Source organism: Bradyrhizobium betae (assembly GCF_050632175.1).
GTDB classification, from domain to species: domain Bacteria; phylum Pseudomonadota; class Alphaproteobacteria; order Rhizobiales; family Xanthobacteraceae; genus Bradyrhizobium; species Bradyrhizobium betae_B.
In genome coordinates this window covers 5759657-5786149 of the sequence record NZ_CP192576.1, presented here as the reverse complement: position 1 = coordinate 5786149, position 26493 = coordinate 5759657, and the positions used below count along the sequence as shown (strand labels likewise).

The following is a 26493-nucleotide window of genomic DNA, read 5'->3' as shown; positions in this document are numbered from 1 at the left end:
AAGTTGCGCGATCCTTCAGTCACGGACGCAACATAGGCCAGCCAGGCGAAGCGGAACGTGAATGGCCCGTGAATCCGGCACGTGTGCGAGGCGAACAGGTCAAGCTAACACGCGGCCACGCAGGTCACCCAAGACTACCCCACTCAAGACTACCCCACGCGAGACTCGCCATTCACGCTCATTTCACGCTCGTCGGCTCGAAATGAGAAGCGCTTTTCATTTCGCCCCTCAGGTCGCGTGTCGATCATTCAGCAACCCTTGACCATCTGACAATCCAAGATGTACCATTCAAGCATTGCACAAGATCTGGCGGGCTGTACTCCTGAGCTCACGTGTCATTGGTTTCGCGAACAGCGCAACCCAATCATTCTCATCTCGCCAAGCCTAAGCTCCCGGGACCTGCCCTCCTGCACTGTGGTCGACTTTGTCGACGGGGGATGGGACGGGATGTCGGAAGTCAACGATGACAAGGCAGTCGGCAAGGCCGAGACAGGCCGGCTGAGACTCAACATCATCGGAGCATTTTCGGCGTCGGTGGACGGTCACGAGATCGGCCTCAGCCGCAAGGCGCAAGCGCTTCTCGGCTACATGATGCTCTCCTCCGCGCGCCAATTGCCCAGGACCAAATTGGTCGGGCTGCTCTGGAGCGAGAAGGAAGACCCGCTCGCGAAAGGCTCGCTGCGTCAATCGCTCAGTCAGATCCAGCGCGAGTTCAAGGCGCGCGGCTGCACGCATTTTCATGCGGACCAGATGCATGTGGCGGCTCGAGATCGAACGGGTGGCCTGTGATGTGATGGAAATCGTCGCGGATGCCGAACGCGGCATCGTCCATCCGACCCTGCTGGCACGCGAACGCCTGGCCGACGACATTCTCGACGATCTGGAGGGGTTGATCCGGCGTTTTCGGAGTGGCTTGCGGAGACGCGACCGCTGATCCACGAGCGGCTGATCGATGCGCTGACAAGGCTGCTGCCCGACGAGGCCGCGACAATTGTTACGGCTTCCGCGGAGGCTGCGGCGAAGGCCATCCTCCGGCTGGATTCGGAGAACGAGCGGGCCGTTCGTGTCCTCATCAGGAGCCACATCGCGGCCGGCAGTATCGGCGCGGCGCTCGCGATCTACGCGCGGCTCTGGCGCCAGTTGGAAGACACTTACGATATCGAGCCGCACAAGCTCACGCAGGACCTGATAGCCGGCTTGCGGCAGCAGCAGCCCGAAATCGTCGTGCGGCCGGCGCCGCTCCCCATAGCGACACCCGCGGTCGGCCTGGTTGGATTTGCGGCCAGCCGACCGTCGGTCGCCGTTCTCCCCTTTCGCGCACTGTCGCCAACGCTGGAGCCTCAATTCACGATCGGCATCGTCGACAGCGTCGTCCAGGCCTTGTCGAGCTTGAAGGAGCTGCTCGTCATTTCCCGGGGATCGACGATGATCCCGATATCGCAGACACTGGATCTGCGCGCAATTGGCCGCGATCTCAACGCGCAATATCTGCTTCATGGAAGCATTCAGCGCGCCGGAGATCAGATCCGGATTTCGACCGAACTCGTTGCCGCCGAGACGGTTGAAGTCGTCCGCGTCGACCGTCTCAGCGGAACCGCAGCCGACGTCTTCGACCTGCAGGATCGCATCGCTGTCGAGGTCATACGCTCGCTGGCGCCCCAGGTCCGCGACCGGGAGCTTCATCGTGCAATGCAAAAGAGGCCCGATGATCTCGACGCCTACCAGCTGGCCCTGGTCGGCTACGATCAGATGTTCAGTCCGGACTACACCACGTTCGTGACGGCGCGAACCAATTTCGAGCGCGCGCATGTGCTCAGCCCGGGCTGGGCGCCGCCTCTCTCCTACAGCGCCATCTGGCACATGCAGCGCGTGGCGCGCGGATGGTCCGCGAACGCGCCGGTCGAACTCGACACCGCGCGGTCGCTCGCCGAACGCGCGCTGGAGCGCAATTCGTCCGATCCACTCGCCAATGCCGTCGGCGGCTACACGCTGTCGCAATGCAAGCATGATCACGCCGGAGCCCTCAAGCAGCTCGACCGTGCGATAGAGCTTACCCCCAACCTGGCGCTCGCATTCGCATATCGGGCTGCGGTCCATGTTCGCTGCGAACAGCACCAGGAAGCACTGTTCGATACGACCATCAATCTGCGCCTGTCGCCGCGGGACCGGCACGCCTGGTTTGCGGAGATGATTGCGGCTCAGGCACACTTTGCCAGGAACGATCTCGACCTCGCGATAGAACACGCGACGCGCGTCGCGACGCTGCTGCCAAGCAATCAGGTGAACCTGCGCGTTCTCGTAGCCGCACTCGTGGAGAGCGGACGTTTCGACGATGCGCAGATCTTTGCTCGGCCGCTCGTGACCGGAGGCGCGTTCGACCTGAAGTGGATCGCGACGTCGCCTTGGCCGAAGCCGACCCTGGCGCGCATCGAAGCTGCGCTCTCACGGCTGGCATCGACACTCCGGCATGGAAACATCTGATCGCAACTGAGGAGGCAGATATGGCAGGCGGATATGGCGGTTATGGCGGCTACGGGGGCTATGGCGGATACGGGGGCTACGGTGGGTATGGAGGATACGGCGGGACTGGCGGATCAGGCGGCGGCGTGTTCGCCGATCGTGTCAGTCTCCCGTTCGCGGGGGATCCCGGAATCGAGGGCGCGAGGTTCAATTCCAGCGGCTTTGGCACGAGGCTTTGGTCGACCCGGTGGTACGCGTGGGTCGTGATGTCCGATCTTGCCCGCCGGGCAGATTGGTTCGACCGCCTCGGCGGATTTTCACTGTTCGGCACGGGGCCGACACCATGGGCCGGAGACCTCGAAGCCGACATTGCCGCATTGAGAAAGATGACCGAGACACCCTTCTCCGAGCGTGCCGATGCAATCGACGAAATCGTAACGGAGGCCGACGAATTCATCAGCAAGTTCCTGCACCTCGTATCCGCGAATGCGACGACCCACCCGGCGACATCGCGCATGCTGATCGTCGCCGACGCGCTCACGGCCTTGATCACCATGCACTACAAGGCTCATTTCAATCGTCCACGCCCCACGCAGGTGGCTCCCGCATTGATGTCGCCGATCCAACATGGCGGGCACGCGTCATTCCCCAGCGGCCACGCGACCCAATCTCACGTCTTCGCGGCGCTTCTGGCGGAAGTCATGCCGAAGTCGCTCGGTACCCCTGCATCGGACGCTCCCGAGAGAACCACGATCGAGAAGTCGCTTGGCGCCCTTGCTGACAGGATTTCGCGGAATCGCGAAATCGCCGGCCTTCACTATCCCTCCGATACCAGGGCCGGAGTAACGCTTGCAGCAGCGATGACCGCCAAGATCTTCCTGGATCGGACCTACCTGCCGAAGTTCGCGGAGCTCGTCGAGAATGCGCGGCGCGAGTGGAAGGACACCGGTGTCTTCTCGGGAGGGAAAGATGTCGGAGAATGACAGCTACGGCTTCTACGAAGTCGTGCCCGACGGGTTCAATCTCCTCGACGCGACACCTGACAAGCTCGACCTCTACGGCATTCCGCAAAGGCCGGATGCCGTCACCGAACCGCGCCTGTTCGCATTCTGGAAACGGCTCGTCTCTTCGCCTTTCACAGCAAGGCAACCGACGTTCAGCAGCATCGATCCCCCGTCGCTCGGAGGTCCGGCTCAATCGCTGCTGAATTGGTCGGGCGCGCTCATCTCCTCGCCCTCGCCGGAGCGCATCGTCTTCGCGACCGCCGGATGGAAGGCACCGAGCGTGAGTCTACCGTCCGCACCGGCACTTTTTACACCCACGAACGATCCAAGATCGTTGTTGTGGATTGGCCTCGACGGCCACAATGGCGCGTTGCCGAACATTTCTCTCCCGCAAATCGGCACCGCTCACTGGCCCAATCACGAACCCCAGCATTTTGCCTGGTGGGAGTGGTGGCGCAACTCTTCGTCGGATGAGACGCCAAGGATGTCACAGCAAGCGATTACGATGATCGCCAACCTCCCGATCAATGCCGGCGACGAGATTCTCGCAGGGCTTGCGGTTCAGGTCAGTGGAGACGTCCTGTTCTTCATCAAGAACCAGAGCACTGGTGAATTTCGTTCATTTCTCGCTCGGCCGCCCGGTGTGATCCTGCCGCTCGGATCATCGGTGGAATGGGTGGTGGAGCGGCCGACAGATCCGCCTAGCCGCAAATTATTCCCGCTTCCCAATTATGGTTCTGTCGATTTCAGATACTGCCTGGCAAGAGCGGCAGCCGATGGGCCACTCGCGCCAGGGCGTTTGATGACGCTGAACGAGAAGGCCCTCATGATCCATATGCGCGAAGCTTTCGCAGATCCCTATCGCACCGTCACGGTCTCGAGCCCGGCGCTACGCCAGGACCCGGACGGATCGGTTGGCGTGACATGCAGGTTCAAGGAACCGACATGAACGCCCACTGGCCGCACCCGAGCGGGCCTCACCGTCCCCAGTGCCACGCGATCAGCAGCGCGTAGAGGCCCATCGATCCCGCATAGAGCGCGGCGAGCAGCGCGTATCCCGCGATCTGGCGGCCGAGCGCTGCCTTCGGCGTAATCCACCAGTCCAGTGCCCTGAAGGCAGCAGGCACCAACCACCAGCCAAGCAGCTGGGTGCTGACGAGATTGCCTGCGAACAGCGACAGCCAAACCGGCACGCCGTGGCTGTCGATCAACGGAGCACTGACAAAAAAGCCCCAGAGGAAGACGACGGGATAGAGCACCAGCAGGACGATCAGGTTGCTCTTCCAGATCAGGGCCGGTCCCTGCTCCGGAGCCTGCGTCTTGCCGGCCGGGAACCAAAAATTGAAGCCATAGCTCGCCCGCTTCACGCTCATGCCGGCGTTGAAGCGCGCACCGTCCCTCAGCAGGGTCTGCCGCAAGGACGAGTCGAGCCACGCATTGAGATTGGCATCGCCGTCGAACGACAGGATGATGATCCATTCATCGTGCAGCCCCGGGATCGGCCGCTCGATCTTGTGGCGCAAGAATCCCTTGAACTCGGCCTCCGCGGCCTGGATACGCTGCTGCCATTTCAGGAACGCGTCCTCGAGCCCCTCAGGAACCTTGAAGGAGATGACGGCGGAGACTGCGCTGTCGCGTTGAACGCCGGAGTCGGGGAGGATATGGACATCCTCCGAACCGACGAAGAAGCGCTGCACCTCAGCGATCAGCCGCGCCCGCACCTCGCTCTGAAGCCAAGCACGCGCCGCGGCCGGGCTGGCGAAGCGCAGAATCGTCACCCAGTCGACATGCGCGGGCGGCTGCGGCGGCACGACCTCCTGGCCGAGGAAGCCGGGCCATGCCTTGAGCACCTCGCCGACCTCGCCGTTCCAGCGCGCGAACGCGGCAAAGCCGTCGTCGGCGATGCGGCGCTGGATGACGAGCGCGACCGGCTGGCCGGCCCTGTCCGGTGAACCGTTCATCGCGTCCGCTTCAGCCCTTCTTGTAGAGGCGCTTGCCCATCACCCAGGTCTCGTCGACACAGCGATCGTCGCCGACCATCATGACGGCAAACAGCATGCTCGCGGCCTCGTCCATCGTGCGCGGTCCGCCACCATCGGCGATCAGCGACTGGTGCCAGGGCTGCGCGGCCGGACCGCCGTTCGGATCGAGCGCGACGAAATCGGCTTCCTTGCCCGGCTCGAAATTGCCGAGCTTGTCGTCGATATAGAGGCCCTCGGCACCGCCGAGCGTGATCGACCAGAAGCCGCGATAGGGCGACAGCTTGTTGCGCTCGGCTTCGGCGAGATCCTTGCGCACGGGATCGATGCTGCCGTCGAGCAGCGTGTTGTTGCACATGCCGACCTTGTAGGCGTCGTCCAGCACGTTGATCATCGAGAAACGGTTGCCGCCGCCCATGTCGGTGCCGAACGACATCTTCACGCGGTGCTCCGGATCGGTGGCGCGGCCGAGGCGGAACAGGCCGCTGCCGAGGAACAGGTTCGAGCACGGGCAGAATACCACCGCCGCGCCCTTCTGCGACATGCGGCGGAACTCGTTGTTCGAGAGATAGACGCCGTGGCCGCCCGAGAATTTCGGACCGACCAAGCCGAACTTCTCGTAGACGCCGAGATAGTCCTGGCAATCCGGATGCTCGACCAGCACGCCGCTGCACTCGGCTGGATTCTCGGAGATGTGGGTATTGACCCAGCAGTCCGGATGCTCGTGCTTGAGACGCTGACACGCCTTGAGCAGCTCAGGCGAGGCGCCGAATGCGAAGCGCGGCGTGATGGCGTAGAGGTTGCGGCCCTTGTTGTGATACTGCGCGATCAGCCGCTTGCTGTCGCGATAGAAATTCTCGGGCGTATCGACATAATCGGCCGGCGCGTTGCGATCGATGCCGGTGAGGCCCGCGATCACGCGCATGTTGCGGCGGGCGGCCTCCTCGAACAATTCTTCGGTCGAGACCGGCGAAGAACTGGTGAACGCCTGGCAGGTGGTGGTGCCGGACGCAAGCAGCGCATCGAGGAAGCGCTTCACGCCCTCGCGCGCGTAGTTGCGATCCTTGTATTTGAGCTCTTCGGGATAGATCCACATTTGCAGCCACGGCAAGAGCTGCTCGCCATAGGCGCCGAGCACCCGGGTCTGCGGCAGATGGATGTGACCGTCGATGAAGCCCGGGACGATGATGCGGTCCTTGATATGGGTGATCTGGACTGCGGGATGCGCGGCGGAGATCTTGTCATAAGGACCAAACGCCTTGATGACCCCGTCGGTGACGATCATGAGGCCGTCCTGGTGAAAGCGTGCTGCGGCCTGCTCGTTGCCGATGTGCTTCCAGGGATCGTCGACGAAATCGAAGAACGTGCCGCGAATACCGACGGTGGTCATGACTGAGTCCTTCCTCAAGGCTGTGTGGCGTGGCGCGCCGAAGGCAGCGAGATCGCGAGCAGCATGCCGGCGATGGCGCAGAGGCCGAGATAGAGCCAACCGATCGGAGCCTGCGTCGCTTCGGGCAGCACCGCCGCGATCGCCATGGCACCGCTCACCGCGAGATAGCAGAGCGCGCTGATGAGGCCGCCGATCAGGCCATGGTCGCGCTCGAACAGGCCGAGCGCCATGCCGTACATCATCGGACACAGCACGCCGCAGCCGCCGAGCACCAGCGCGCCGCCGATGGTGATCGACGTGAAATCGAGACCGAGGGTCATGCCTGTGACGGCCAGCACCGCGGCACCGGCAAGAAACAGCGCGAAGGCGCCAAAGCCCATCACCCGGGCCGGCATGAAGTGCGCGAAATGCGCGCAGCCGAGCTCGCCGGCGAGATTGACCCCGCCGAGGCCGAGCGCAACGAGGCCATAGATGGCCGCCGAATGGCCGAGGCCGGTCTGGTAGAAGAACGGCGCGACTACACCGAATGCCAGTTGCGCGCTTGCTGCCGCGGCAAAGACCAGGACGAAGGCCAGGAAGCCTGGGCGCATGAGCGCGTCACGGAGAATGCCGGCAGTCCTGCGCGGATCGAACGGCGCGCGCCGCTCGGTGGGCAGTGTTTCGGGCAGAAACAGCACGACCACCGCGGCGACGATGGCCGCGGCGACAGCGATGATGATGAAGACGCCGCGCCAGGACGTCAGCTCGACAATGAAGCCCCCGGCGGCAGGTGCCAGCACCGGTGCGAGACCCCAGGCAGCGCCCAACAGGCCGGAGATCGCGGTGAGCTCACGGCCACGAAAACAATCGGCCGCTACCGCATAGGCGACCACGAGGCAGGTGCAGCCACCGATGCCCTGCAGGAACCGTAGCGCCAGCAGCAGCGAGGCGCTGGTGGCGAGCGCGCAGGCAATGCTCATGGCGATGAGCACGGTCAGGCCCGCGAGCAGAACGATGCGGCGGCCGAGCGTATCGGAGGCGATTCCGACCGGCACCAGCGCCAGACTCATGCCGAGCATGTAGGCGGTGACGGTGTTCTGCATCGACGCGGAATCGGCGGCGAGGTCCACCACCATCTGCGGCAGGCCGGGCGTATAGGCGTCGAGCGGGATCTGGCTGAATGGCACGACGCACAGCAGGATCGGCACGATCCCGCGCTTGGCGCTACCGGCGTCCGAAGCAAGTGCAGTCATGAAGCAACGCCCCCTCAGTGTCCGCGGGACTGTCTTTTCGTGCACGCGTTGAGACGTGACGATGCAGGTAGCGGATCTCGACGCGCGGGAGCGTGCCAGAACTGTGTATAAAAACTCTTAGGGGTTCCCGTTCAATCCGGCGGATGGTGCCCCGAACCATGCGGCGTGGTGAGCTCCCCAACACCAAAAGCGAAAACAACCCCATGCACAGTAGAGATGGGGTCGGAATCATTGACCTTTTTATATTTCGGCAAGATCGAAATTTCCACTTGCGCCGTCGGGCAAAACAGGCGCAGATTTGCATCATTCCCGATCGTGATTTCGCCGCCGCGCCAACGCTGGTAGCCGTTCGCAAGGCATCGCGGTTTCTCACGCAAAGTCGGCTTCGACCACGCCAAAATCAGATCAAGAAGTCCTTGAGAGCTCCGAGAAACTGCAGCGGCGATTGAAGCTGCGGCACGTGCGCACATCCCGGAATGATCTTGAGTTCGGCGTGCGGCAATCCCGCCGCCAGCTCGCGCGACATCGGCGGAGGCGTTGCCTCGTCGTGCTCACCGACCAGAACGAGCACCGGGACCTTCACCGCGGCAAGCTCAGCGCGAAGATCAAGGCCAGCCAATGCATCGCATGCGCTGCGAAACACGTCGGGATCCGTCCGCAAAAATGCTTCACGACGATCCCGCATCAGCTCAGGGTGCTGTGCCTGAAAGTCCGGCGCAAACAGACGGCGCATCGCAACGTCAGTGATGGCCTCCAGCCCTTTCTCACGCGACACTTTCGCCATGTTGCGAAATGCTTCGCGACCGGGCTCCGAGAAGGCTGCGCCGCAGTCGGCAAGGATGAGCTTGCTGGAGATACCGGGGTGGCGGATCGCCATCTGTAACGCGACGAAACCACCATAGCCGTTGCCGAGCACGATCGCCGGGACGCCGGCCGCAGCATCCACCACGGCCTCGGCCATCCGATCGGCGACGGCGGCAAGTCCGCCATTCACCGCACGTGAGCTGCCGAAGCCCGGCAACTCCGGCACGACGGTCCGAAACGATCGCTCCAGTTCGGGCACGATCGCATCGAAACTCGCGCGATCCGACAACAGCGAGTGGAACAGGAACAGCGGCGTCCCCTCGCCCGATTGCGCGGCGTTGACGGTCCCGTTGGCAAGAAGCCTGTCCATGTCCGGTCTTTCTCTAACTTCATCGGTCGCTTGCGCGCCTTGGCGCGCTCCCACTGATAAATCAACTGTCAGGGAATTCAAGCTTTTGGCTCTTGACGTGAAATATCACGACTGAGATATTAGCCGCAGGGAGACACCAATTAGCATGCTTTTGCGCGAAGATATCTACGATCGTCTCAGGTCTGATATTTTAGCCTGCCGTCTCGTGCCAGGCGGTGAAATGCGCGAGCAGGATCTGGCCGAGCGCTACGACGTGAGCCGGCAACCGGTCCGGGATGCGCTTTTGCGGCTGCAGCGCGAGCACCTCGTGACGGTGCAGCCGCGCCAGGGCTACCGGGTCACTCCGATCTCGCTGTCCGATGCCCGCGATCTCCTGCGCTTCCGCCTCGCACTCGAGCCGGCCTGCGTTGCCGAGGCGATCGAGAGCGCCCCTGACAGCGTCTTGAAATCGCTCGACGAATTTCGCCGCTTCTCGGGCAACCACGAGGACTTCATCGCCTACAATCGCGGCTTCCACACAGCGCTCGCCAACGCATCCGGCAATCGCCGTATGGCGACGGCGCTGTGCGACCTGATCGGCCAGGCCGACCGGCTGGTCCGCGTCAGCGTGTCCAACCTGAAAGGGCACGACCCGGCAAAGCTCGTCGGCGAGCACGTCGCCCTGATCGACGCCATGCAACAGCGCGAGACACGAACCGCCGCGCGCATCATCAAGGCCCACATCGGAGCCACAGAAAAACGCGTCCTGCCGGCGCTCAAGCGCAACGCCGTCATCGTGGAAGAGAGGTCGTCATGAACATCCCGTCAAAACCTGCGTCGATCGACGTCGAAATCCACGGCAATTTCATCGACGGGCGTGAAGTCGAGGCAGGAGGCGGCGCGATGCTTGACGTTCGCAATCCCGCGACCGGCGACGTGATCGCCCGCATCCCCAATTCCACCGCTGAGGACATCGACCGCGCCATGAAGAGCGCGCGCGCCGCGTTCGAAGGCAAGGCCTGGGGCGGCATGGACACACGCGCGCGTGCCAGACTGGTCAACAGGCTCGCGGATGCTTTCGAGGCCAATCTCGACAGCCTGTACCGGCTGGAAACCCTCAACAACGGCCGCCCGATCAACGAGACTCGCGCGCAGCTCTCCCGCCTGCCCGACTTCTTCCGTTACTTCGCGGGCGTTGCGCTCGCACGTCGGGACTCCGTGATCCCCGTCGAAGGCGCGTACCTGAACTACACGCTGCGGACGCCGATCGGCATCGTCGCCAATTGCACGCCGTTCAATCATCCCCTGATGATCCTGTGCAAATCACTCGCCGTGGTGCTGGCGACCGGATGCGTCACCGTGGTCAAGCCGTCCGAATACACGCCGCTGACGACACTGAAGCTGGCGCAGATCTTCACCGAAGCGGGCCTTCCGCCCGGCGTCTTCAACATCGTACTCGGCCTGGGCCAGAGCGCCGGCAAGATGCTGGCCGAGCATGGCGACATCAACAAGCTGGTCCTGACCGGCGGCACCGAGGCCGGCCGCACCGCCGGAAGCGCGGCTGCAAAAGTGTTCGCGCATCAGACCATGGAGCTCGGCGGCAAGACGCCGGTGATGGTGTTCGACGATTTCGACGTCGACCGCGCTGTGAACTATGCCGCGTTCGGCGCTTTCATCGGCGCCGGACAAACCTGCGTCTGCGCCTCGCGACATATCGTCCAGGCCTCGATCTACGACGAATTCGTCGAGAAGCTGCAGGCCAAGACCCGCACGATCCGCGTCGGAGATCCCTTCGATGCGACCACCCAGATGGGCCCCGTGATCTCCGCCCGGCAGCGCGATCGCGTTCTCGCCTATGCAGGCTACGGCCATGCGGACGGCGCGCGTCTCGTCACCGGCGGCGTTGCCGCGAAGGTGCCCGGCCATGACAACGGCTATTTCGTCGAGCCGACCGTGTTCGCCGACGTCACATCCGACATGCGCATCTTCCAGGAGGAAGTGTTCGGTCCCTTCACGTCGGTAACGCCGTTCAAGGACGAGGCCGATGCGCTTCGGCTTGCGAACGACTCGCCGTTCGGCCTCGCCGCCGCGATCCGCACCCGCGACGTCGGGCGCGCTCATCGCGTCGCCGCGTCCGTCAAGGCCGGCATCGTCTGGATCAACGATCACCACCGACTCGATCCGGCCTCGCCCTGGGGTGGCGTCGATGATTCCGGCATCGGCCGCGAATGCGGCACCGAGAGTTTCAACGACCACTTCAACACCAAGAGCGTGATGGTCGCGACCCACGAGCAGCCGTTCGATTGGTATCGCGACACGGCCAATCAGAAACGGCTGAACTAGCAGAACTGCAAGCGACCGACCGCCCATAGAAGGCGGCCCGCATCAACCAGAACAACAGTCAGGGGAGAGCATACATGTCGACATCGGTGAACGCAGGCGGCCGTCTGGATCGGCTGCCGATCGGGCCATTCCATCGCCGCATCATGCTTCTGATCGGCATTGGAATGTTCTTCGACGGTTTCGACATCTATATCGCCGGGACCGTCCTCAGCGTCACCCTGAAGACGGGCTTTTCGACGCTTGCCCAGAACGCGGCCTTCATCTCGGCGACCTTCGTCGGCATGATGCTGGGGTCGTTCGGCACCGGCTTTCTCGGCGACCGCTACGGACGCCGCTTCACCTACCAATTCAATCTGCTCCTTTTCGGCATCGCTTCCCTCGCCGCGGCGTTCTCTCCCAACATGGCCTTCCTCATTGCCTGCCGCTTCGTGATGGGCGTTGGGCTCGGGGCCGAGAACGTCGTCGGCTATTCGACGATGACGGAGTTCGTGCCGGCGCGCACCCGCGGCAAATGGCTCGGTTTGACGGCCGTGTGCGTGGTGACGGGCCTGCCCGTCGCGCTGCTGGTCGCATCCGTGCTGGTGCCGCAATTCGGTTGGCGCTCCATGTTCGTGCTCGGCGGCATTGGCGCGCTCGTCGTATGGTACATGCGCAAGTCGCTGCCGGAATCGCCGCGCTGGCTGGAGGCCGTGGGACGCACGACGGAGGCGGAAGCGCTCATGCAGGCCATCGAAAAGGAGGCGGCCCAGGGGCAGCCCCTGCCCGCGCCTGCGACAACGACGCCCGTGCCGGTGTCTCCCGATCTCGGCACGCTGTTCACTGCTCCCTTGCTGTCGCGAATGATCGTCGGCGCCGTCTGCCTGATCACGATCAACACCCTGCTCTATGGCTTCGTCACCTGGCTGCCTGTGTTCTTCGTCAAGCAGGGTCTCTCGATCGCGACCTCGTTCAGCTATTCGCTCCTGATGGCGCTCGGTGCACCGATCGGCGCAGCCATCGGTGCATTGACCGCCGACCGCTGGGGCCGGAAGCCGACCATCATCGGCGCGTCCCTGATCACGGTAGCGCTCGGCATTCTCTATCCGATGATCTCGGATCCGATCCTGCTTCCGGCCGTCGGCTTTGCACTGACAGTGCCGATCTACGTGCTGGTCGCCCTGCTGTTCGGCATCTACATCCCGGAACTGTTTCCCACCGAGGTCCGCCTGCGTGCGTCCGGCATCGTCAACACGCTGGGACGCGGCGCGACCATCGTCACGCCATTCCTCGTCGTGTCGCTATTCGAGGTCGCGCGGCGTGGCCGGGGTGATGGCGCTGATGATCGGACTGCTGTTGGTGCAGATCGTCACGGTCTGGGCGATGGGCATCGAGCCGCGGCATCGCAGTCTCGAGGAGATGAAGGCGGAGGAAACGGCAGCGCCGGTGCTCAAGGAAGCTTCCTGACGATTGTTGGCCCGCACAGCGACGCTCCGATGCTTTCATTGGAGCGTCATGCGTTGCGGTGCTCGGGGATCGCGACCTCGTTCCGCGCTGATGGCACTTCCCACGCCGCAGCGAAAAATCCGGACCTGCGAGGTTGCCTCCGCGATCTCATTTGGCACAATGCCACGCTCGTCCAGCAATGGACCCCGCGGCAGGCCCAGGGCCATCGAGGTTGGAAATGACTCTCCGGAGAAGTGACGGTGTGTGGCTGAATGAACCGGAACGATGGACGGCAGAGGGTGATCGTATCAAGCTCGTCACCGACAAAGGCTCTGACTTCTGGCGGGGAACCCACTACGGATTCAATCGCGACAGCGGGCATTTCCTGGGTTTTCCAACCGGGGAAGCGTTCACGGCCAGCCTGCGCGTTCAAGGCGACTTCCGGGCCCTCTACGATCAGGCGGGCATCATGGTCCGCATCGACGCGCACCATTGGGTCAAGGCCGGGATCGAACTCTCGGACGGTCGCGCCATGCTCTCAAGCGTGCTGACTCATGAGCGATCGGACTGGGCAACGGCACCCTATGAGCATGATGCCGGTGACTTCTGGATCCGCGCAACCGTCGCCGACGGGGTGCTTCGTCTGCAAGTTTCGGCCGACGGCAATTACTGGCCTCTCATGCGGCTGGCGCCGTTTCCGAACGCAAGCTCATACCTTGTGGGGCCGATGGCCTGCACGCCAGAGCGGGCCGGGCTCGACGTCGTCTTCTCCGCATTTCGTCTCGACACCGCCGCTTGGCAAGGACCTGCACGACCTGAGCTGAAAAGTTGTCAGCGCCCCCATGAGCAGATGTGTTCACCCCCGAAACCCTGTCGTTCGTTTCTCCTCCGCCGTCGACTGCGCCTCGACCGCCTGCACGGCAACGTTCGCGACCTGGCGTAGCGCCTCGCGATCCGAGCCCGAGGACGCCATCACGCCCATGCCGACTGATACCGCCGACACATAGCGCGCGAGCGCGGCGGGATCGGAGGTCGGCTTGAGATCGCCTTCGGCCTTGGCGCGAACGAAACGGTCGCGGAGTTGGGCTTCGTTTTCGGCGCGGCGGGCCGCGAGTTCGAAGGGGACGTTCTCGGAGCCGCTGCCGCAGGCGATGCCGCCCTGCACGAGCAGGCAGCCGGGCGGATTGGCGGGATCGGTCTGTTTCTCGGCGATGCCCATCAGCATGCGTTCGGCGACGTCGCGAGCCGTCGAAGCCGCCACCACCTCGTTCATCCAGACATTGCGCAGTTTGGTGTAGCGGTCGAGCGCCGCTTTGAGCAGGCCTTCCTTGTTGCCGAAACAGGCGTAAAGGCTGGGCGGATTGATGCCCATGGCCTCGGTGAGCTGGGCGATGGTGGCGCCCTCATAGCCATGCCGCCAAAACACTTCCATCGCCTGGTCCAACGCCGTTTCGGCGTCGAATTCGCGGGGGCGTCCCATGCCCATGTGGCTGTTCTCCTCGGAATCGGCGTCGTCTCTCAGCTAACGCCCGATCCTATCTATTTGTTCTCGCTTTATTTTCTCTTGCGCTTGCCAACTCTTGCGGTAAGCGGCTACAATTTTCTTAGTGGATGGTACATAAGTATCTTGCACTGCGGCATCCAGCTTCACATCTGTAGTGAACACTACATATCTGGAGCGCGCAAATGCATCCCTCGCAAAACTCCCCCGCGCCGGCCGTTTCCGCCGCCTTCTTGGCGGTGTCGCGGTCGTAGGCACCCTGGCCGTGGCCGGCTCGATCGCGACCGGCCATTATCTTCGTGCCGCGCAGGCGACCGCAACGGCCGCCGCAGCCGAGCAGGCCGTGCCCGTCACGGTCGCGCTGATCGAGCCAAAGCAGACCGTGCTGTGGGACGACTTCTCCGGCCGGCTCGAAGCCATCAACCGGGTCGAGCTTCGCCCCCGCGTGGCCGGCGCAATCATGTCGACCAACTTCACCGAAGGCGCGCTGGTGAAGGCCGGCGATGTGCTGTTCAAGATCGATCCGGCGCCTTACGCGGCCGAGGTCGACAAGGCCAACGCCCAGCTCGAGGCCGCCAAGGCCCGCGTGGTGTTCACCCAGAGCGAGCTCGAGCGCGGCGCCCAGCTGGTCGGCAACGCCGTGGTCACGCGGCGCGACTACGACCAGCGCGACAACGCCAATCGCGAAGCGATCGCCAATGTGAAGGCCGCCGAAGCAACGCTCCAGACGGCAAAGCTCAACCTCGACTACACCGAGGTGCGCGCGCCGGTGGATGGCCGCGTCGGCAAGTTCGAGATCACCGTCGGCAATCTCGTCGCCGCCGGCACCGCCTCCCCGTGCTGACCTCGCTGGTCTCGGTCAACCCGATCTACGCCTCGTTCGACGCGGATGAAGAAGTGGTGCTGCGCGCGCTGAACTCGATCGCGGATGCCTCCGGCCAGCGCGGCAAGCTCGACCAGATCCCGGTCGAGATGACGACCTCGGGCGGTCTTTCCGCCAAGGGCCACATCCAGCTCATCGACAATCAGGTCAACGGCCAGAGCGGCACCATCCGCGTCCGTGCGGTGTTCAGGAACGACGACGGGCGTTTGATCCCCGGCCAGTTCGCCCGGGTTCGCATGGGCCAGCCGAAGCAGCAGTCGCTGGTGATGATCGACGAGCGCGCAATCGGCACCGACCAGGACAAGAAGTTCGTGATGGGGGTCGGTGACGACAGCCGCGCCGTCTACCGGCCGATCACGCTCGGCGGTTCGGTCGATGGCCTGCGTATCGTGACGACGGGGCTGAAGCCCGGCGACCGCATCGTGGTCAACGGCCTGCAACGCGTGCGTCCGGGCGCTCTCCTCAAGACCGAGGTCGCACAGATGGGCGCGCGTGGGCCGCAGCAGGCGTCGAACCACAGCAACCAGGACTTTGTGCAACGCTGATTGCCTCATTCCGGGCCGCACCCGGAATGATCAAGTCTCGAAACTCCGAGCACATCAACTCCGGATTCCGGGGTCGCGCTCTGCGCACCCCGGAATGACGGCGGAGCTGTGCGGAGACGACCAAGATATTGCCCAGGGGCAAAGCCATGAATCTCTCGAAATTCTTCATCGATCGTCCGATTTTCGCAGGCGTGCTGTCGGTCCTGATCTTCCTCGCAGGGCTCATCTCGCTGTTCGCGATGCCGATCTCGGAATACCCTGATGTGGTGCCGCCCTCGGTGCTGGTGCGCGCGACCTATCCCGGCGCCAATCCCAAGGTGATCGCGGAGACGGTGGCGACGCCGATCGAGGAGCAGATCAACGGCGTCGAAGGCATGCTCTACATGTCGAGCCAGGCCACCACCGACGGCGCGATGACGCTGACGGTGACGTTCCGGCTCGGCACCGACCCCGACAAGGCGACCCAGCTGGTGCAGAACCGCGTGCAGCAGGCCGAGCCGCGCCTGCCGGCCGTGGTGCGCCAGCTCGGCATCATCACCAAGAAGTCCTCGCCCGACCTCACCATGGTCGTGCATCTGTTGTCGCCGAACGGCCGCTACGACATGACGTATTTGCGCAACTACGCGGTGCTCAACGTCAAGGATCGGCTGGCGCGCATTGACGGCGTCGGCGATGTCCAGCTCTACGGCGCCGGCGACTATTCGATGCGGGTCTGGGTCGATCCGCAGAAGGCGGCCGAGCACGGCCTGACCGCGAGCGATATCGTCAAGTCGATCCAGGCGCAGAACGTCGAGGCCGCCGCCGGCGTGGTCGGCTCCTCCCCGAACGTCAGGGGCATCGACCTGCAAATGTCCGTCAATGCGGAAGGGCGGCTTGCGAACGAGGAACAGTTCGGCGACATCGTCGTCAAGACCGGCACGCGCGGCGAGGTGGTGCGGCTGCGCGACGTCGCACGCATCGAGCTCGGGGCCTCCGAATACGGCCTCCGCTCGCTGCTCGATAACAAGCAGGCGGTGGCGATTCCGATCTTCCAGGCGCCGGGCTCCAACGCGCTGGAGATATCCGACCACGTCCGCGCCACCATGGCGGAGATCAAGAAGAACATGCCGGAAGGCGTGTCATACCAGATCGTCTACGATCCCACCCAGTTCGTGCGTTCCTCGATCGAGGCCGTCATCCATACGCTGCTGGAGGCGATCGCGCTGGTGGTGCTGGTCGTGATCCTGTTCCTCCAGACCTGGCGGGCTTCGATCATTCCACTGCTGGCCGTGCCGGTGTCGATCGTCGGCACCTTCGCCGTGATGCATCTGTTCGGCTTCTCCATCAACGCGCTCAGCCTGTTCGGCCTGGTGCTCGCGATCGGCATCGTCGTCGACGACGCCATCGTCGTGGTCGAGAACGTCGAGCGCAACATCGAGGGCGGGCTATCGCCGCGCGACGCCACCTATCAGGCCATGCGCGAAGTCTCCGGACCGATCATCGCCATCGCGATGGTGCTGATCGCGGTGTTCGTGCCGCTCGCCTTCATCTCCGGCCTCACCGGGCAGTTCTACAAGCAGTTCGCGCTGACGATCGCGATCTCGACCGTGATCTCCGCCGTCAACTCCCTGACCTTGTCGCCGGCGCTGTCGGCGCTGCTGCTCAAGGGCCACAACGAGCCGAAGGATCGGCTGACGATCATCATGGAGAAGGGCCTTGGCTGGTTCTTCCGCGGCTTCAACAAGGCGTTCACGCGCTCGTCGGAGAATTACAGCGGCACCGTCACCAAGGTGATCTCGGGCAAGGCGGCGGTCATGGGTCTCTATGTGGTGCTGGTCGGCCTCACCGCCCTCCTGTTCCAGCAGGTGCCTGGTGGATTCGTGCCGGGCCAGGACAAGCAATATCTGGTCGGCTTCTCGCGCCTGCCCGATGGCGCCGCGCTCGACCGTACCGAAGAGGTGATCCGCAAGATGAGCGACATCGCGCTGACCCAGCCCGGTGTCGAGAGCTCCGTGGCCTTTCCGGGCCTGTCGATCGCCGGCTTCACCAACTCCTCCAACGCCGGCATCGTGTTCTCGACGCTGAAGCCGTTCGACGAGCGCAAGAGTCCGGCCCTGAGCGGAAATGCCATCGCCGCCGACCTCAACAAGAAGTACGCCGGCATCCAGGAAGCCTTCATCGCCATGTTCCCGCCGCCGCCGGTCAACGGCCTCGGCACCATCGGAGGCTTCAAGCTTCAGATCGAGGACCGGGCCGGTCTCGGCTATGAGGCGCTGAACGAGGCGACCAAGGCCTTTACGGCGGCGATGCAGAAGGCACCAGAAATCGCCGGCGTGTTCTCGAGCTTCCAGGTCAACGTGCCCCAACTGTTCGCCGACATCGACCGCACCAAGGCGCTGCAACTCGGCGTCCCCGTGACGGAGGTGTTCAACACGCTGCAGATCTATCTCGGATCCTACTACGTCAACGACTTCAACAAGTTTGGCCGCACCTACTCCGTCTATGTTCAGGCCGACGCGCCGTTCCGCGCCCGTGCCGACGACATCAGGCAGTTGAAGGTGCGCTCGTCCTCGGGTGACATGGTGCCGTTGTCGGCGCTGCTCACGATCCGGCAGAGCGCGGGTCCTGAGCGAGCGATCCGCTACAACGGCTTCCTGTCGTCCGACATCAACGCGGCGGCAGCGCCCGGCTTCTCATCGGGCCAGGCGCAGGAAGTCGCGACACGGATCGCGGCGGAGACGTTGCCGCCCGGCTTTGCCTTCGAATGGACCGACCTGACCTATCAGGAGTTCATCGCCGGCAATTCCGGCCTCTGGGTCTTCCCGCTGGCGATCCTGCTGGTGTTCCTGGTTCTGGCCGCGCTCTACGAGAGCCTGACCTTGCCGTTGTCGATCATCATGATCGTGCCGATGGGATTGTTGGCCGCGATGTTCGGCGTCTGGATCTCGAAGGGTGACAACAACGTCTTCACCCAGATCGGCTTGATCGTGCTGGTCGGCCTCTCCGCCAAGAACGCGATCCTGATCGTCGAATTCGCACGCGAGCTCGAATTCGCCGGGCGCACGCCGATCCGGGCCGCGATCGAGGCGAGCCGCCTGCGGCTACGGCCGATCCTGATGACGTCGATGGCGTTCATCATGGGCGTGCTGCCGCTGGTACTCTCGACCGGCGCAGGCTCGGAGATGCGACGCGCCATGGGCGTCGCCGTGTTCTCCGGCATGATCGGCGTCACCGTGTTCGGCCTGTTCCTGACACCGGTGTTCTACGTGCTGCTGCGGACCGTCACCGGCAACAAGCCTCTGGTGCATCACGGCAGCGACATCAGCGCGGCGCCGGTCCAGGGCTCAGTCGCAAGCCCGAGTCACTAGATCAGGGAGATCCCCGACAGCAACAACAGGACGAGCACGGTCTTGCGAAAGACCGTCTCGTTGACCCGGTGAAAGGCGATCACGCCGAGCGCTGAGCCCGCAAACAGCGCCGGCAGGCTGATCGCGAGGTCGACGAAGACCTTCGACGACAGATCCTGGTGTCCGACCAGCAGCGCGATCGCGAAGATCTGCATCGCGGCGATGAACGGCTGCACCAGGCCGCGCTGCTCGCTCTTGGGCATGCCGCGCATGTCGCACCAGATCGTCGGGATCGCGCCGGGCATTGCAGTCAGGCCACCGACCAATCCTCCCCCAAATCCAATCAGCGCCACCCAGTGCCGGCCGACGGCCTCGCCGGCCGTGACCAGCGTCGGCCGCAGCAGCATGTAGGCCGCATAAAGCGCGACGATGATGCCGAAGCCGCGGCGCAGCAGATGTGTATCCGTGCTCTGCAACAGCGACACCGCGATGGGAACGCCGATCAATCCACCGACGATCAGCAGCAGGCTGCCCTCCCAGCGGATGCTGCGCCGAAGCGCCCACAGATTCGTGGCCTGCACGCCAATGCTGCACGCCATCATCAACGGCACCGCCTCCAGCGGCTGAAACACACGGAGCAGAATGGCGCCCGCCACCGCGGAGAAGGCAAAACCCGACAGACCGGAGACGAAGGCTCCGGCAAAGACGGCGACGCTGAGCAGAAGGCTGGTCGTGATGTCAGGCACCATGTCTCTCCGCTCAATCGTAGGGCGTCTGTGTCGTGGGAACTTCGGCGCTCTCGGCGCAACTCGTCTGGGACGGCTTCACCAGCGATGGCGGAACCGGTTGTGCGTGCGAGCGCTCCAGCATTGCCAGCCCGACCAGTTGAAGCATCACCAGTGCGGCGGTCAGCGCGATGGCGACGATGTTGCCGTTACGCGCGTTCGAACTTGGACTGCCGGGCCGCGCGCTCGCGCGGATCAATTCGGTTGGCATGTCTGGAATTATCCTCTTCACTGGCGACGGGACTCATTTCATTCGGATGCGGCGCGTCGTGCGGCTCCGCCAGCAGATGGCGATAGCGCTGCAGCGCGCGCCGCGCGTCGATTTCGCGCTGCGCACGGAATGCCGCGCCGATACGCGTGACGATGTCGCGGAACCTGCCTGACAGGACTGATGACGCCGTTGGCATGACAATCTCCTCTCAACCTGCACGAGAGATTGCTGGGATTTACTTCTGCCTGCTGTGAGTTGCTTCACACGACAATCGAATGCGTCGAACAAGAAGCCGTGTGACGCTCTCGTAAGTGAGAACGTGAAACATCGCGTCATTCGATCGAACGACGTGCGATAACTTTCTAATGATGCTTCTGATTGAACCTAATGCGAAGCTCGAGCGACTCGCCTCGTGCGCCCTGGCGCGCGCGTCAGTGCACGAGCGGATTGGAGAATCCCGCGGCGAGCTTGACGAGATCGGCCTGACGGGAGACGCCGGTCTTGGCGAACACGCGATGCAGATGCGTCTTCACCGTCGTCTCGGCGATGCCAAGCGCAACCGCCGTCTCCGGCACGCCGCCGACGTCGACGATCGACTGCATGACCCTGAGCTCCGCAGGCGTCAGCTCGAACGTGCGGTCGAGGACATCCGCACATGAGCGGCCGTCGAGTTCCGCCTTCCACACGAACAGCGCGCCGACCGCCGACGTGCGCTCGGCCGCGGCTTCACGCAGCAGCGACGGCAGCGCGATGACGTGCGCGATGTAGTGGGAGCCGTCATGCGACATCAGCGAGATCTTCCGCCCCGCCGCCGCCGCCAAAGCCACCTCTCCCGCATCACGAAAGACATTGCGCAGCGCTGCATTCGCCGCAGCGGATCTCGCCACGAGCCGGCCGGCGACGGACCGCAGGACATCATCGGCGCCGAGCAGCATCTCCGCGGCCGGATTGCTGTGGACGATGTGACAGGCCGTGTCGAGCAGGATGACACCGGCATTGAGCTGATCGACGACGTCGGCGAGTGCGATCGCCCGTCGCTGCTTTCGCTCGATCGCCCGGTTGATCAGCAGCGCCCGGCTGACATGCGGAACGAGGAACCCCATTCGCGCGCGTTTCTCGGCATCGAGCATGTCCCTGCCCGGAATGACGGTCATCAACATCGGACTGGGTGACTTCGACTGCTCCAGCACCACATTGGCGACATCGACGCTGCCCTGCGGGCGCAACCATTCCTGGTAGAAGCGGCCACGGCGATATTCGTCGTAGTTCACGAGATCAGGGATGTTCCGCACCTCGCCGTAGCGCGGAAGCCGGGCAAGCGGATCGTACCGGGCGTAGGTCTCGGCATAGAGCCGGATGTAGAGCGGATCGACACCGCAGTAATAATGCGTCGCGCCGGACTTGCTGACGGGGTCCTTTGAAATCAGGCCGCAGGCGCGGCTGCCGATGAACGCATTGATCGTGACGATGACGTCGCTCCACGACTCCGGGTGGAGGCCGGCATCATAGATGCTCTCGATCAACTCGGACTGTCTTGGAGGTCGGGGCATCGGAACAGCCAATCATCACACACGGAGATTGCGAAATCTCGTTCATGCCTTGCGGCTCCTGTGAGTCGGTCACGCCAGCAAAAGGTTCAATCGCGGGATTGATCGGCCGGTCAGTTCACGAGCGGATTGGAGAATCCCGCTGCGAGCTTGACGAGATCGGCCTGCCGGGACACGCCGGTCTTGGCGAACACGCGATGCAGATGCGTTTTGGTCGTCGTTTCCGCGATTCCGAGCGCCGCCGCCGTCTCCGGGACTCCGCCAACCTCGACGATCGAGAGGAAGACGCGGAGTTCCGCCGGTGTCAGGTCGAAAGTCCGCGCGATCAGCTCGCCATAGGACTGGCCGCCGAGCGACACCCTGCGCAGCAGCAGCGCGCCCGCGGCGTCGGCGACCTGCTCGCTGCCATTGCGAAGCACCGACGAGAGCGGCAGGACATGCGCGACGTAGCGCTCGCCGCTCGGCGACAGCAGCGGAATCGCGTGGCCCCTCGCGGCGAGCAAAGCAATGTCGCTGCCGGTCGCAAACGCCTCACGCAGGGTCTGATTGGCTTCCAGGCTGCTGGTCACGAGCTGCCCGGCAACGGATCGGACCACGTCGTCGGCCGCGAGCAGGGCGTGCCCCGCGGAATTCGCATGCACCACCCGGCAGGAGGCATCGAGCAGGAAGATGCCGGAGACCAGATTGTCCAGGACATCCGCCAGCGCGGTCGCCAGGGTCAGTTGCGAGGTGATCGCACGGTTGATCAGAAGCGCGCGGCTGGCGTGCGGCACGATCAGCGAGAGCCGTTGCTTCATCGCGGGATCCACCATGCGCCGGCCCGACAGCACCGTCATCATCACGGGGCAGTTCGCATTCGACTTGTCGAGCACGACATTGGCCGCGTCGCTGCAGCCCTGCGGCTGCATCCATTCCTGGTAAAAGCGGCCTCTGCGGTATTCGTCAAAATTGACGAGATCTGGGATGCTGACGATCTCGCCCTGCGGCGGCAGGACGCTCAGCGGATCAAACTTCGAGTGGGTCTCGGAATAGAGCTGGATGTAGTGCGGGTCCGCTCCGCAGTAGTAATGCGTGACGCCGAATTTGCTGATCGAATCCTTGGAAAATAGCCCGCAAGCCTGCCCGCCGACGAAATCGCGGATGCCGGCGACGACGTTATTCCACAGCGAGGGATCGAGCCCGGCGTCATAGATGGACTCGACCAGGTCCGGCAGCTTCCGAGATCCGCGCATGGCTGTAATTGCCTGAGTGATCAATATCACCCAACATAGCACAACCACAGCATGCGGCATCCTCCGATCGGATGAGGCGCCGGCCGGGCGGAGGCGCCCGGCCGGGGTGCGTCGCGCTCAAAGCCGCCGGGGCTGATGCCGGCTCAGAACGCGACGCGAACGCCGCCCTTCGCCGTGCCGGTGCGGCTCTGGTCGGACATCAGTATGCCCTCGACCGCGCCGAACACGGACACGTTGCCGCTGGTGCGATAGTCGAAGCCGAAGCCGGCGACGGCGCCGACGGCGCTGCTTCTGCCGGGCGTGACGAAGGACAGATTCTGGCCGATGAGCACCGCATTGATGTTGGTGTCGCCGACGCGCTGGAGCGCGATGACGCCGCCATGGATGTTGGCCTTGAGCTCACCGCCGGCGAGGCTCGTGACTCGCGACAGATCCACCTCGCCCCGCTCCTCGAAGTCCTGCAGCGTGCGGCCGCCGATCGAGAGCCCCTGCGCCGAGCCGGTCTCGCTATAGCCATCGAAGCGGCCCGCGACGTAACGCAGCCGTGCCGTCGGGGTCAGCAGATAGCCGTTGCCGAGAGCGAGCTTGTAGCCGTAAGCGACTTCCGGGCTGACATACCAGCCACTGTAGTTGGCGGTCGCCGTCTCCATGCCGCCGACGGCAGCGCTGTTCAGCACCAGCCGGCGCGACTTGTTGTCGGCGTTGCCGCCCTGGAAAGTGAAGTCGAAGAATTGCGACGCCCATTCGAAGCGGCTGTAGACACCGGCGAACGCGTAGTTGGTATCGACCGACTGCGAGTTGAGAGCGACCGAAAGGCCGCCCTGCCCGCCGCCGAGGAAGGCGCCGACCAGCCAGTTCGGCTGCACCTTGCGGTCGATGCCGATCGCGCCGCCCCACGCCGTCGAAGTCGCGCGCAAGGTTGCCGCCGTCTCGTCCTGAATGCGCTGGCCGCCAAAGCTGTTGACCCAGACCGTGATCGGCGCCGGATCGGTCCAGAGGCTGCGCGGCGCCTTGGTGAAGGGACCGGCCTGCGCCGTCTCCGGCGCATAGGCCATCGCCATCATGTTGCTGCCACCAGGACCGGCGCCGCCGTTCAGACGGCCCTGCACCAGCGAAGAGGCGCCGCCGGTGAAGTCCATCAATGTGCGATCGGTCTGTGCCAGCGCGGTGGGGTCGAGGGTTGCGAGCGTCAGGCCGGACACGGCCGACGGAGCATTACCCCCGCTCGAGACGTTGGTGTTGATGGTGCCGTTGAAGTTGACGAAGGTCGGCAGATCGATGGTCGTCAACGACGACACCCGGCTGTTTGGCGCAGTGAGGTTGATATTGACGACGTCGTTGCCGAAGCCGAAATCGACCACACCGTTGATCTTCGAGCCCGGCAGCAGCGTCAACGTGTCGGCCGCATTCGACAGCCTGATCGCGATGCCGCTGGTGCCGGTGATCGTGCCGGAGTTCGTGATATTGGCAGCACCAGCGGATAGAAGCCCTATCGTGCCGATGACGGAGCCGCCGTTGCTGATGTTGACGGACTGCGCATTTACAGCGACACCATCATTCGGAAACACCCCACGAATAAGACCCATATTGGTAATGTTCACCGTCCCGGCCGACGCCACACCGTCCGCTCCGACAATCGAGCCGGACGCCGTATTGGTAATTTCCAGAGCCTTGGTGCCGCCGGCTTGATCTAGGATCGCCGCGGCATCTGCTGCAATACTCCCGGAGTTGACGATCGTCCCTCCTGCCGCGAGGCGAACGGCGGTCGCCCCCGGTCCGGCGACCTTGATTATTCCCGAATTGTTCAGATCGATAGCATTCGACGCGATTGCAAATCCTCCGCTGCCGGCGGTCACCAGACCGGAGTTCACGACCGTTGCATTGTTGCTAGCGAATATGCCCAGGAAGTCTCCGGCGATTGTGCCGGAATTCGTAACCGAGACATCGGTACCTGAGACACCCCGCGATCCCGAGATGGAGCCTGTGTTGACGATCGTTATCTCGAGACCCTGAATTGCAACGCCGTTTGCGGCAAGGGACGCGATCTTTCCCTCGTTTGTAAGCGTCACGGACCTGCCTATGACGCCTCTCAGATCCGCTTGGATCAGTCCGGTATTGCTCAGGTTGACGGTGTCGGCATCGATCGCAAGGCTGTTGCTGCCAAGTCCAACGATCTGCCCGGCATTCGCGCCGGTGAGCTTCTCGACGGATATCACACTACCGTTCGGATCAATTTGACTGATCCGGCCCGCCCGGTCGTTCACCAGGTTGAGCGTGAATGCCGCGATCGCAAAGCGCCCTCCAATAATAGTGCCCGTGTTGCCGAGAAGGTTCACGTTGGTGCTGCTGAAAATTGCCGTTCCACCGGGAACAGAGGCTTCTATCCTGCCGGAGTTCGTCACGGCGATCGTTCCGACGCTTCTGATGGCAACTGCGGTTCCCTCTATGGAGCCTGAGTTGAAGACCTCGCTCCGATTAGTGTTGTCCCTCGCATCGACCGCGATTCCGTTGGTCCCTGATGCCGTGATGGAGCCCTCATTCCGGAGATGCAGCTCAAATCCCGAGACGGCAGAGGCATCGTTTCCGGTGGCAGAGATAACCGAAGACGTTCCGATGTTATTGATGACGCCATTGCTATCGGAAAAGACTGCAAAGTTGCCACCCGTGATGGTGCCGGAATTGTTGACAGTACCGGTTGCGAAAACCAGCCCATGGTCTGTTCCGGTCAGCGTCGCGCCCGATCCGATCACATAGGTGTTGCCAACATCGGTACTCGTGCCGTAGCCGTCGGATCCATTCGAATTCGTCGTCGTCCCTGTGCAGCTCACCGTGGCGTTGTTGACGGGGAAGCCGGCGAACAAGCGGCTTCCACCCGCTCAATCACCAAGCAGGGCGCCAGCAGCAGCGCGGACGCAGAGACCTGCAGCAGGCGGTAACTGACGGTTGTGAGAAGCTTTCGTTTCATTTTCATTCCCCGGCGAGACGCTTGCGGCCCTTGCGGGCGCAGCGCGGAATTGCCACCGGCCTCCTTCAATCGGAGGAAATCCGGTGCAGCGAACTCTGAATCGCTGAACGCCAAGGTAGAAAAGGCTCTCGTAACCGACTTGGACGGAAGCGACCGGGACTTCGCTTCAAGCGCACCGGCCGCCACTTGGTGCCGCACTGATGCACAGCAGCGACAATTTCATCCCCCAATTGGACTACGCCTGATCCCAGCCGACCTTTTCCTCGCTCTCCGCCCAGACCGCGGCGCGGTAGATCTCGCGCCCGCCATTGTCCCTGACTCGGATCCAGGCATTGCGATCGCGCAGGTCGTCGCGCCATACAAACAAATGGCGCGCCATCTCGTCGGCGACGACGAATGTCGCCCGTGCCTGTTCGAAGACCATGCCACCGGGATCGATCTTCACGACATTGTCGACCAGCAGATCAAAGAAGAAACGGTGCATTCCAAACTCCAACTCTCGACGCCGCCCAGGA

The 26493-nt window shown here is 63.5% G+C and carries 20 protein-coding genes and 4 pseudogenes; 12 read left to right on the top strand and 12 right to left on the bottom strand.

The genetic code is table 11. From position 1 onward, the window contains the following. Positions 1 to 279: 279 nt before the first annotated feature. The 6 genes and pseudogenes from ACQ86E_RS27715 to ACQ86E_RS27690 all read left to right on the top strand — a co-directional run bounded on the left by ACQ86E_RS27715 (position 280) and on the right by ACQ86E_RS27690 (position 4413). Positions 280 to 789: an AfsR/SARP family transcriptional regulator gene (locus tag ACQ86E_RS27715; RefSeq protein WP_431202687.1), complete on the top strand. Its 510-nt coding sequence runs from the start codon at positions 280 to 282 to the stop codon at positions 787 to 789. After that, positions 755 to 934 carry a hypothetical protein gene (locus tag ACQ86E_RS27710; protein WP_431202686.1) on the top strand — a complete coding sequence of 60 codons (180 nt, stop codon included), beginning with the start codon at positions 755 to 757 and terminating at the stop codon, positions 932 to 934. The genes ACQ86E_RS27715 and ACQ86E_RS27710 overlap by 35 nt, the downstream gene beginning before the upstream one ends. Then, positions 931 to 1140: pseudogene (locus ACQ86E_RS27705) on the top strand (hypothetical protein); the annotation flags it as partial. The gene ACQ86E_RS27710 and the pseudogene ACQ86E_RS27705, both read left to right, overlap by 4 nt. Next, positions 1141 to 2481: a tetratricopeptide repeat protein gene (locus ACQ86E_RS27700; protein WP_431202685.1), complete on the top strand. Its 1341-nt coding sequence runs from the start codon at positions 1141 to 1143 to the stop codon at positions 2479 to 2481. Beyond that, entirely contained in the window at positions 2403 to 3443 is a 1041-nt protein-coding gene (locus ACQ86E_RS27695; protein ID WP_431202684.1) for a phosphatase PAP2 family protein, read from the top strand. Before ACQ86E_RS27700 ends, ACQ86E_RS27695 begins: the two co-directional genes overlap by 79 nt. Further along, complete coding sequence (locus tag ACQ86E_RS27690; RefSeq protein ID WP_431202683.1) at positions 3430 to 4413, top strand: G1 family glutamic endopeptidase; 984 nt, start codon at positions 3430 to 3432, stop codon at positions 4411 to 4413. Before ACQ86E_RS27695 ends, ACQ86E_RS27690 begins: the two co-directional genes overlap by 14 nt. A 28-nt stretch (positions 4414 to 4441) precedes the next feature. Here ACQ86E_RS27690 and ACQ86E_RS27685 read toward each other — a convergent pair whose 3' ends face one another. The 5 genes from ACQ86E_RS27685 to ACQ86E_RS27665 all read right to left on the bottom strand — a co-directional run bounded on the left by ACQ86E_RS27685 (position 4442) and on the right by ACQ86E_RS27665 (position 9239). Beyond that, a complete protein-coding gene (locus ACQ86E_RS27685; RefSeq protein ID WP_431202682.1) occupies positions 4442 to 5425 on the bottom strand; it encodes an antibiotic biosynthesis monooxygenase in 984 nt (327 codons plus the stop codon). 10 nt (positions 5426 to 5435) lie between these two features. Further along, on the bottom strand, positions 5436 to 6833 hold the full coding sequence (gene guaD, locus ACQ86E_RS27680; RefSeq protein ID WP_431202681.1) for a guanine deaminase: 1398 nt from the start codon (positions 6831 to 6833) through the stop codon (positions 5436 to 5438). 14 nt (positions 6834 to 6847) lie between these two features. Then, on the bottom strand, positions 6848 to 8065 hold the full coding sequence (locus ACQ86E_RS27675; RefSeq protein ID WP_431202680.1) for an MFS transporter: 1218 nt from the start codon (positions 8063 to 8065) through the stop codon (positions 6848 to 6850). 131 nt (positions 8066 to 8196) lie between these two features. Continuing rightward, a complete protein-coding gene (locus ACQ86E_RS27670; RefSeq protein ID WP_431202679.1) occupies positions 8197 to 8442 on the bottom strand; it encodes a hypothetical protein in 246 nt (81 codons plus the stop codon). 23 nt (positions 8443 to 8465) lie between these two features. Then, entirely contained in the window at positions 8466 to 9239 is a 774-nt protein-coding gene (locus ACQ86E_RS27665; protein WP_431206576.1) for an alpha/beta fold hydrolase, read from the bottom strand. 145 nt (positions 9240 to 9384) lie between these two features. On the opposite strand from ACQ86E_RS27665, the gene ACQ86E_RS27660 reads away from it, so the two are divergent. The 4 genes and pseudogenes from ACQ86E_RS27660 to ACQ86E_RS27645 all read left to right on the top strand — a co-directional run bounded on the left by ACQ86E_RS27660 (position 9385) and on the right by ACQ86E_RS27645 (position 13807). Further along, complete coding sequence (locus ACQ86E_RS27660) at positions 9385 to 10035, top strand: GntR family transcriptional regulator (RefSeq protein ID WP_431202678.1); 651 nt, start codon at positions 9385 to 9387, stop codon at positions 10033 to 10035. Next, a complete protein-coding gene (locus tag ACQ86E_RS27655; RefSeq protein WP_431202677.1) occupies positions 10032 to 11561 on the top strand; it encodes an aldehyde dehydrogenase in 1530 nt (509 codons plus the stop codon). Before ACQ86E_RS27660 ends, ACQ86E_RS27655 begins: the two co-directional genes overlap by 4 nt. 74 nt (positions 11562 to 11635) lie before the next feature. Then, a pseudogene (locus ACQ86E_RS27650) lies at positions 11636 to 13004 on the top strand (MFS transporter). Between the two features lie 217 nt (positions 13005 to 13221). Beyond that, positions 13222 to 13807, top strand: a pseudogene (locus ACQ86E_RS27645) (DUF1349 domain-containing protein). A gap of 32 nt (positions 13808 to 13839) precedes the next feature. On the opposite strand, the gene ACQ86E_RS27640 reads toward ACQ86E_RS27645, so the two are convergent. After that, the gene (locus tag ACQ86E_RS27640) at positions 13840 to 14469 is read right to left on the bottom strand and encodes a TetR/AcrR family transcriptional regulator (protein ID WP_431202676.1); all 630 of its coding nucleotides are present in this window, start codon (positions 14467 to 14469) and stop codon (positions 13840 to 13842) included. A gap of 200 nt (positions 14470 to 14669) precedes the next feature. Between ACQ86E_RS27640 and ACQ86E_RS27635 the strand changes: the two are divergent. Beyond that, positions 14670 to 15912 (top strand): annotated as a pseudogene (locus tag ACQ86E_RS27635) (efflux RND transporter periplasmic adaptor subunit). A 146-nt stretch (positions 15913 to 16058) separates the two neighbouring features. Continuing rightward, the gene (locus tag ACQ86E_RS27630; protein WP_431202675.1) at positions 16059 to 19259 is read left to right on the top strand and encodes an efflux RND transporter permease subunit; all 3201 of its coding nucleotides are present in this window, start codon (positions 16059 to 16061) and stop codon (positions 19257 to 19259) included. Here ACQ86E_RS27630 and ACQ86E_RS27625 read toward each other — a convergent pair. The 6 genes from ACQ86E_RS27625 to ACQ86E_RS27600 form a co-directional block, all read right to left on the bottom strand. Further along, positions 19256 to 19984: a sulfite exporter TauE/SafE family protein gene (locus tag ACQ86E_RS27625; RefSeq protein ID WP_375314771.1), complete on the bottom strand. Its 729-nt coding sequence runs from the start codon at positions 19982 to 19984 to the stop codon at positions 19256 to 19258. The genes ACQ86E_RS27630 and ACQ86E_RS27625 overlap by 4 nt on opposite strands. Positions 19985 to 20172: 188 nt before the next feature. After that, entirely contained in the window at positions 20173 to 20430 is a 258-nt protein-coding gene (locus ACQ86E_RS27620; protein WP_431202674.1) for a hypothetical protein, read from the bottom strand. A 235-nt stretch (positions 20431 to 20665) separates the two neighbouring features. After that, positions 20666 to 21784 carry a helix-turn-helix transcriptional regulator gene (locus tag ACQ86E_RS27615; RefSeq protein ID WP_431202673.1) on the bottom strand — a complete coding sequence of 373 codons (1119 nt, stop codon included), beginning with the start codon at positions 21782 to 21784 and terminating at the stop codon, positions 20666 to 20668. A gap of 110 nt (positions 21785 to 21894) precedes the next feature. After that, entirely contained in the window at positions 21895 to 23013 is a 1119-nt protein-coding gene (locus tag ACQ86E_RS27610) for a helix-turn-helix transcriptional regulator (RefSeq protein WP_431202672.1), read from the bottom strand. A 143-nt stretch (positions 23014 to 23156) separates the two neighbouring features. After that, positions 23157 to 25874, bottom strand: coding sequence for an autotransporter outer membrane beta-barrel domain-containing protein (locus ACQ86E_RS27605; RefSeq protein ID WP_431202671.1), 2718 nt, complete (start codon positions 25872 to 25874; stop codon positions 23157 to 23159). Between the two features lie 339 nt (positions 25875 to 26213). Next, on the bottom strand, positions 26214 to 26462 hold the full coding sequence (locus ACQ86E_RS27600; RefSeq protein ID WP_431202670.1) for a DUF6894 family protein: 249 nt from the start codon (positions 26460 to 26462) through the stop codon (positions 26214 to 26216). Positions 26463 to 26493 lie beyond the last annotated feature (31 nt).

Excerpts from the sequence above, each read along its gene's own strand:
- ACQ86E_RS27715 (WP_431202687.1), top strand. The coding sequence starts at position 280 with ATGTACCATTCAAGCATTGCACAAGATCTGGCGGGCTGTACTCCTGAG.
- ACQ86E_RS27710 (WP_431202686.1), top strand. The coding sequence starts at position 755 with ATGTGGCGGCTCGAGATCGAACGGGTGGCCTGTGATGTGATGGAAATC.
- ACQ86E_RS27690 (WP_431202683.1), top strand. The coding sequence starts at position 3,430 with ATGTCGGAGAATGACAGCTACGGCTTCTACGAAGTCGTGCCCGACGGG.
- ACQ86E_RS27685 (WP_431202682.1), bottom strand. The coding sequence starts at position 5,425 with ATGAACGGTTCACCGGACAGGGCCGGCCAGCCGGTCGCGCTCGTCATC.
- guaD (WP_431202681.1), bottom strand. The coding sequence starts at position 6,833 with ATGACCACCGTCGGTATTCGCGGCACGTTCTTCGATTTCGTCGACGAT.
- ACQ86E_RS27675 (WP_431202680.1), bottom strand. The coding sequence starts at position 8,065 with ATGACTGCACTTGCTTCGGACGCCGGTAGCGCCAAGCGCGGGATCGTG.
- ACQ86E_RS27665 (WP_431206576.1), bottom strand. The coding sequence starts at position 9,239 with ATGGACAGGCTTCTTGCCAACGGGACCGTCAACGCCGCGCAATCGGGC.
- ACQ86E_RS27660 (WP_431202678.1), top strand. The coding sequence starts at position 9,385 with ATGCTTTTGCGCGAAGATATCTACGATCGTCTCAGGTCTGATATTTTA.
- ACQ86E_RS27655 (WP_431202677.1), top strand. The coding sequence starts at position 10,032 with ATGAACATCCCGTCAAAACCTGCGTCGATCGACGTCGAAATCCACGGC.
- ACQ86E_RS27640 (WP_431202676.1), bottom strand. The coding sequence starts at position 14,469 with ATGGGCATGGGACGCCCCCGCGAATTCGACGCCGAAACGGCGTTGGAC.
- ACQ86E_RS27630 (WP_431202675.1), top strand. The coding sequence starts at position 16,059 with ATGAATCTCTCGAAATTCTTCATCGATCGTCCGATTTTCGCAGGCGTG.
- ACQ86E_RS27620 (WP_431202674.1), bottom strand. The coding sequence starts at position 20,430 with ATGCCAACGGCGTCATCAGTCCTGTCAGGCAGGTTCCGCGACATCGTC.
- ACQ86E_RS27615 (WP_431202673.1), bottom strand. The coding sequence starts at position 21,784 with ATGCCCCGACCTCCAAGACAGTCCGAGTTGATCGAGAGCATCTATGAT.
- ACQ86E_RS27610 (WP_431202672.1), bottom strand. The coding sequence starts at position 23,013 with ATGCGCGGATCTCGGAAGCTGCCGGACCTGGTCGAGTCCATCTATGAC.
- ACQ86E_RS27600 (WP_431202670.1), bottom strand. The coding sequence starts at position 26,462 with ATGCACCGTTTCTTCTTTGATCTGCTGGTCGACAATGTCGTGAAGATC.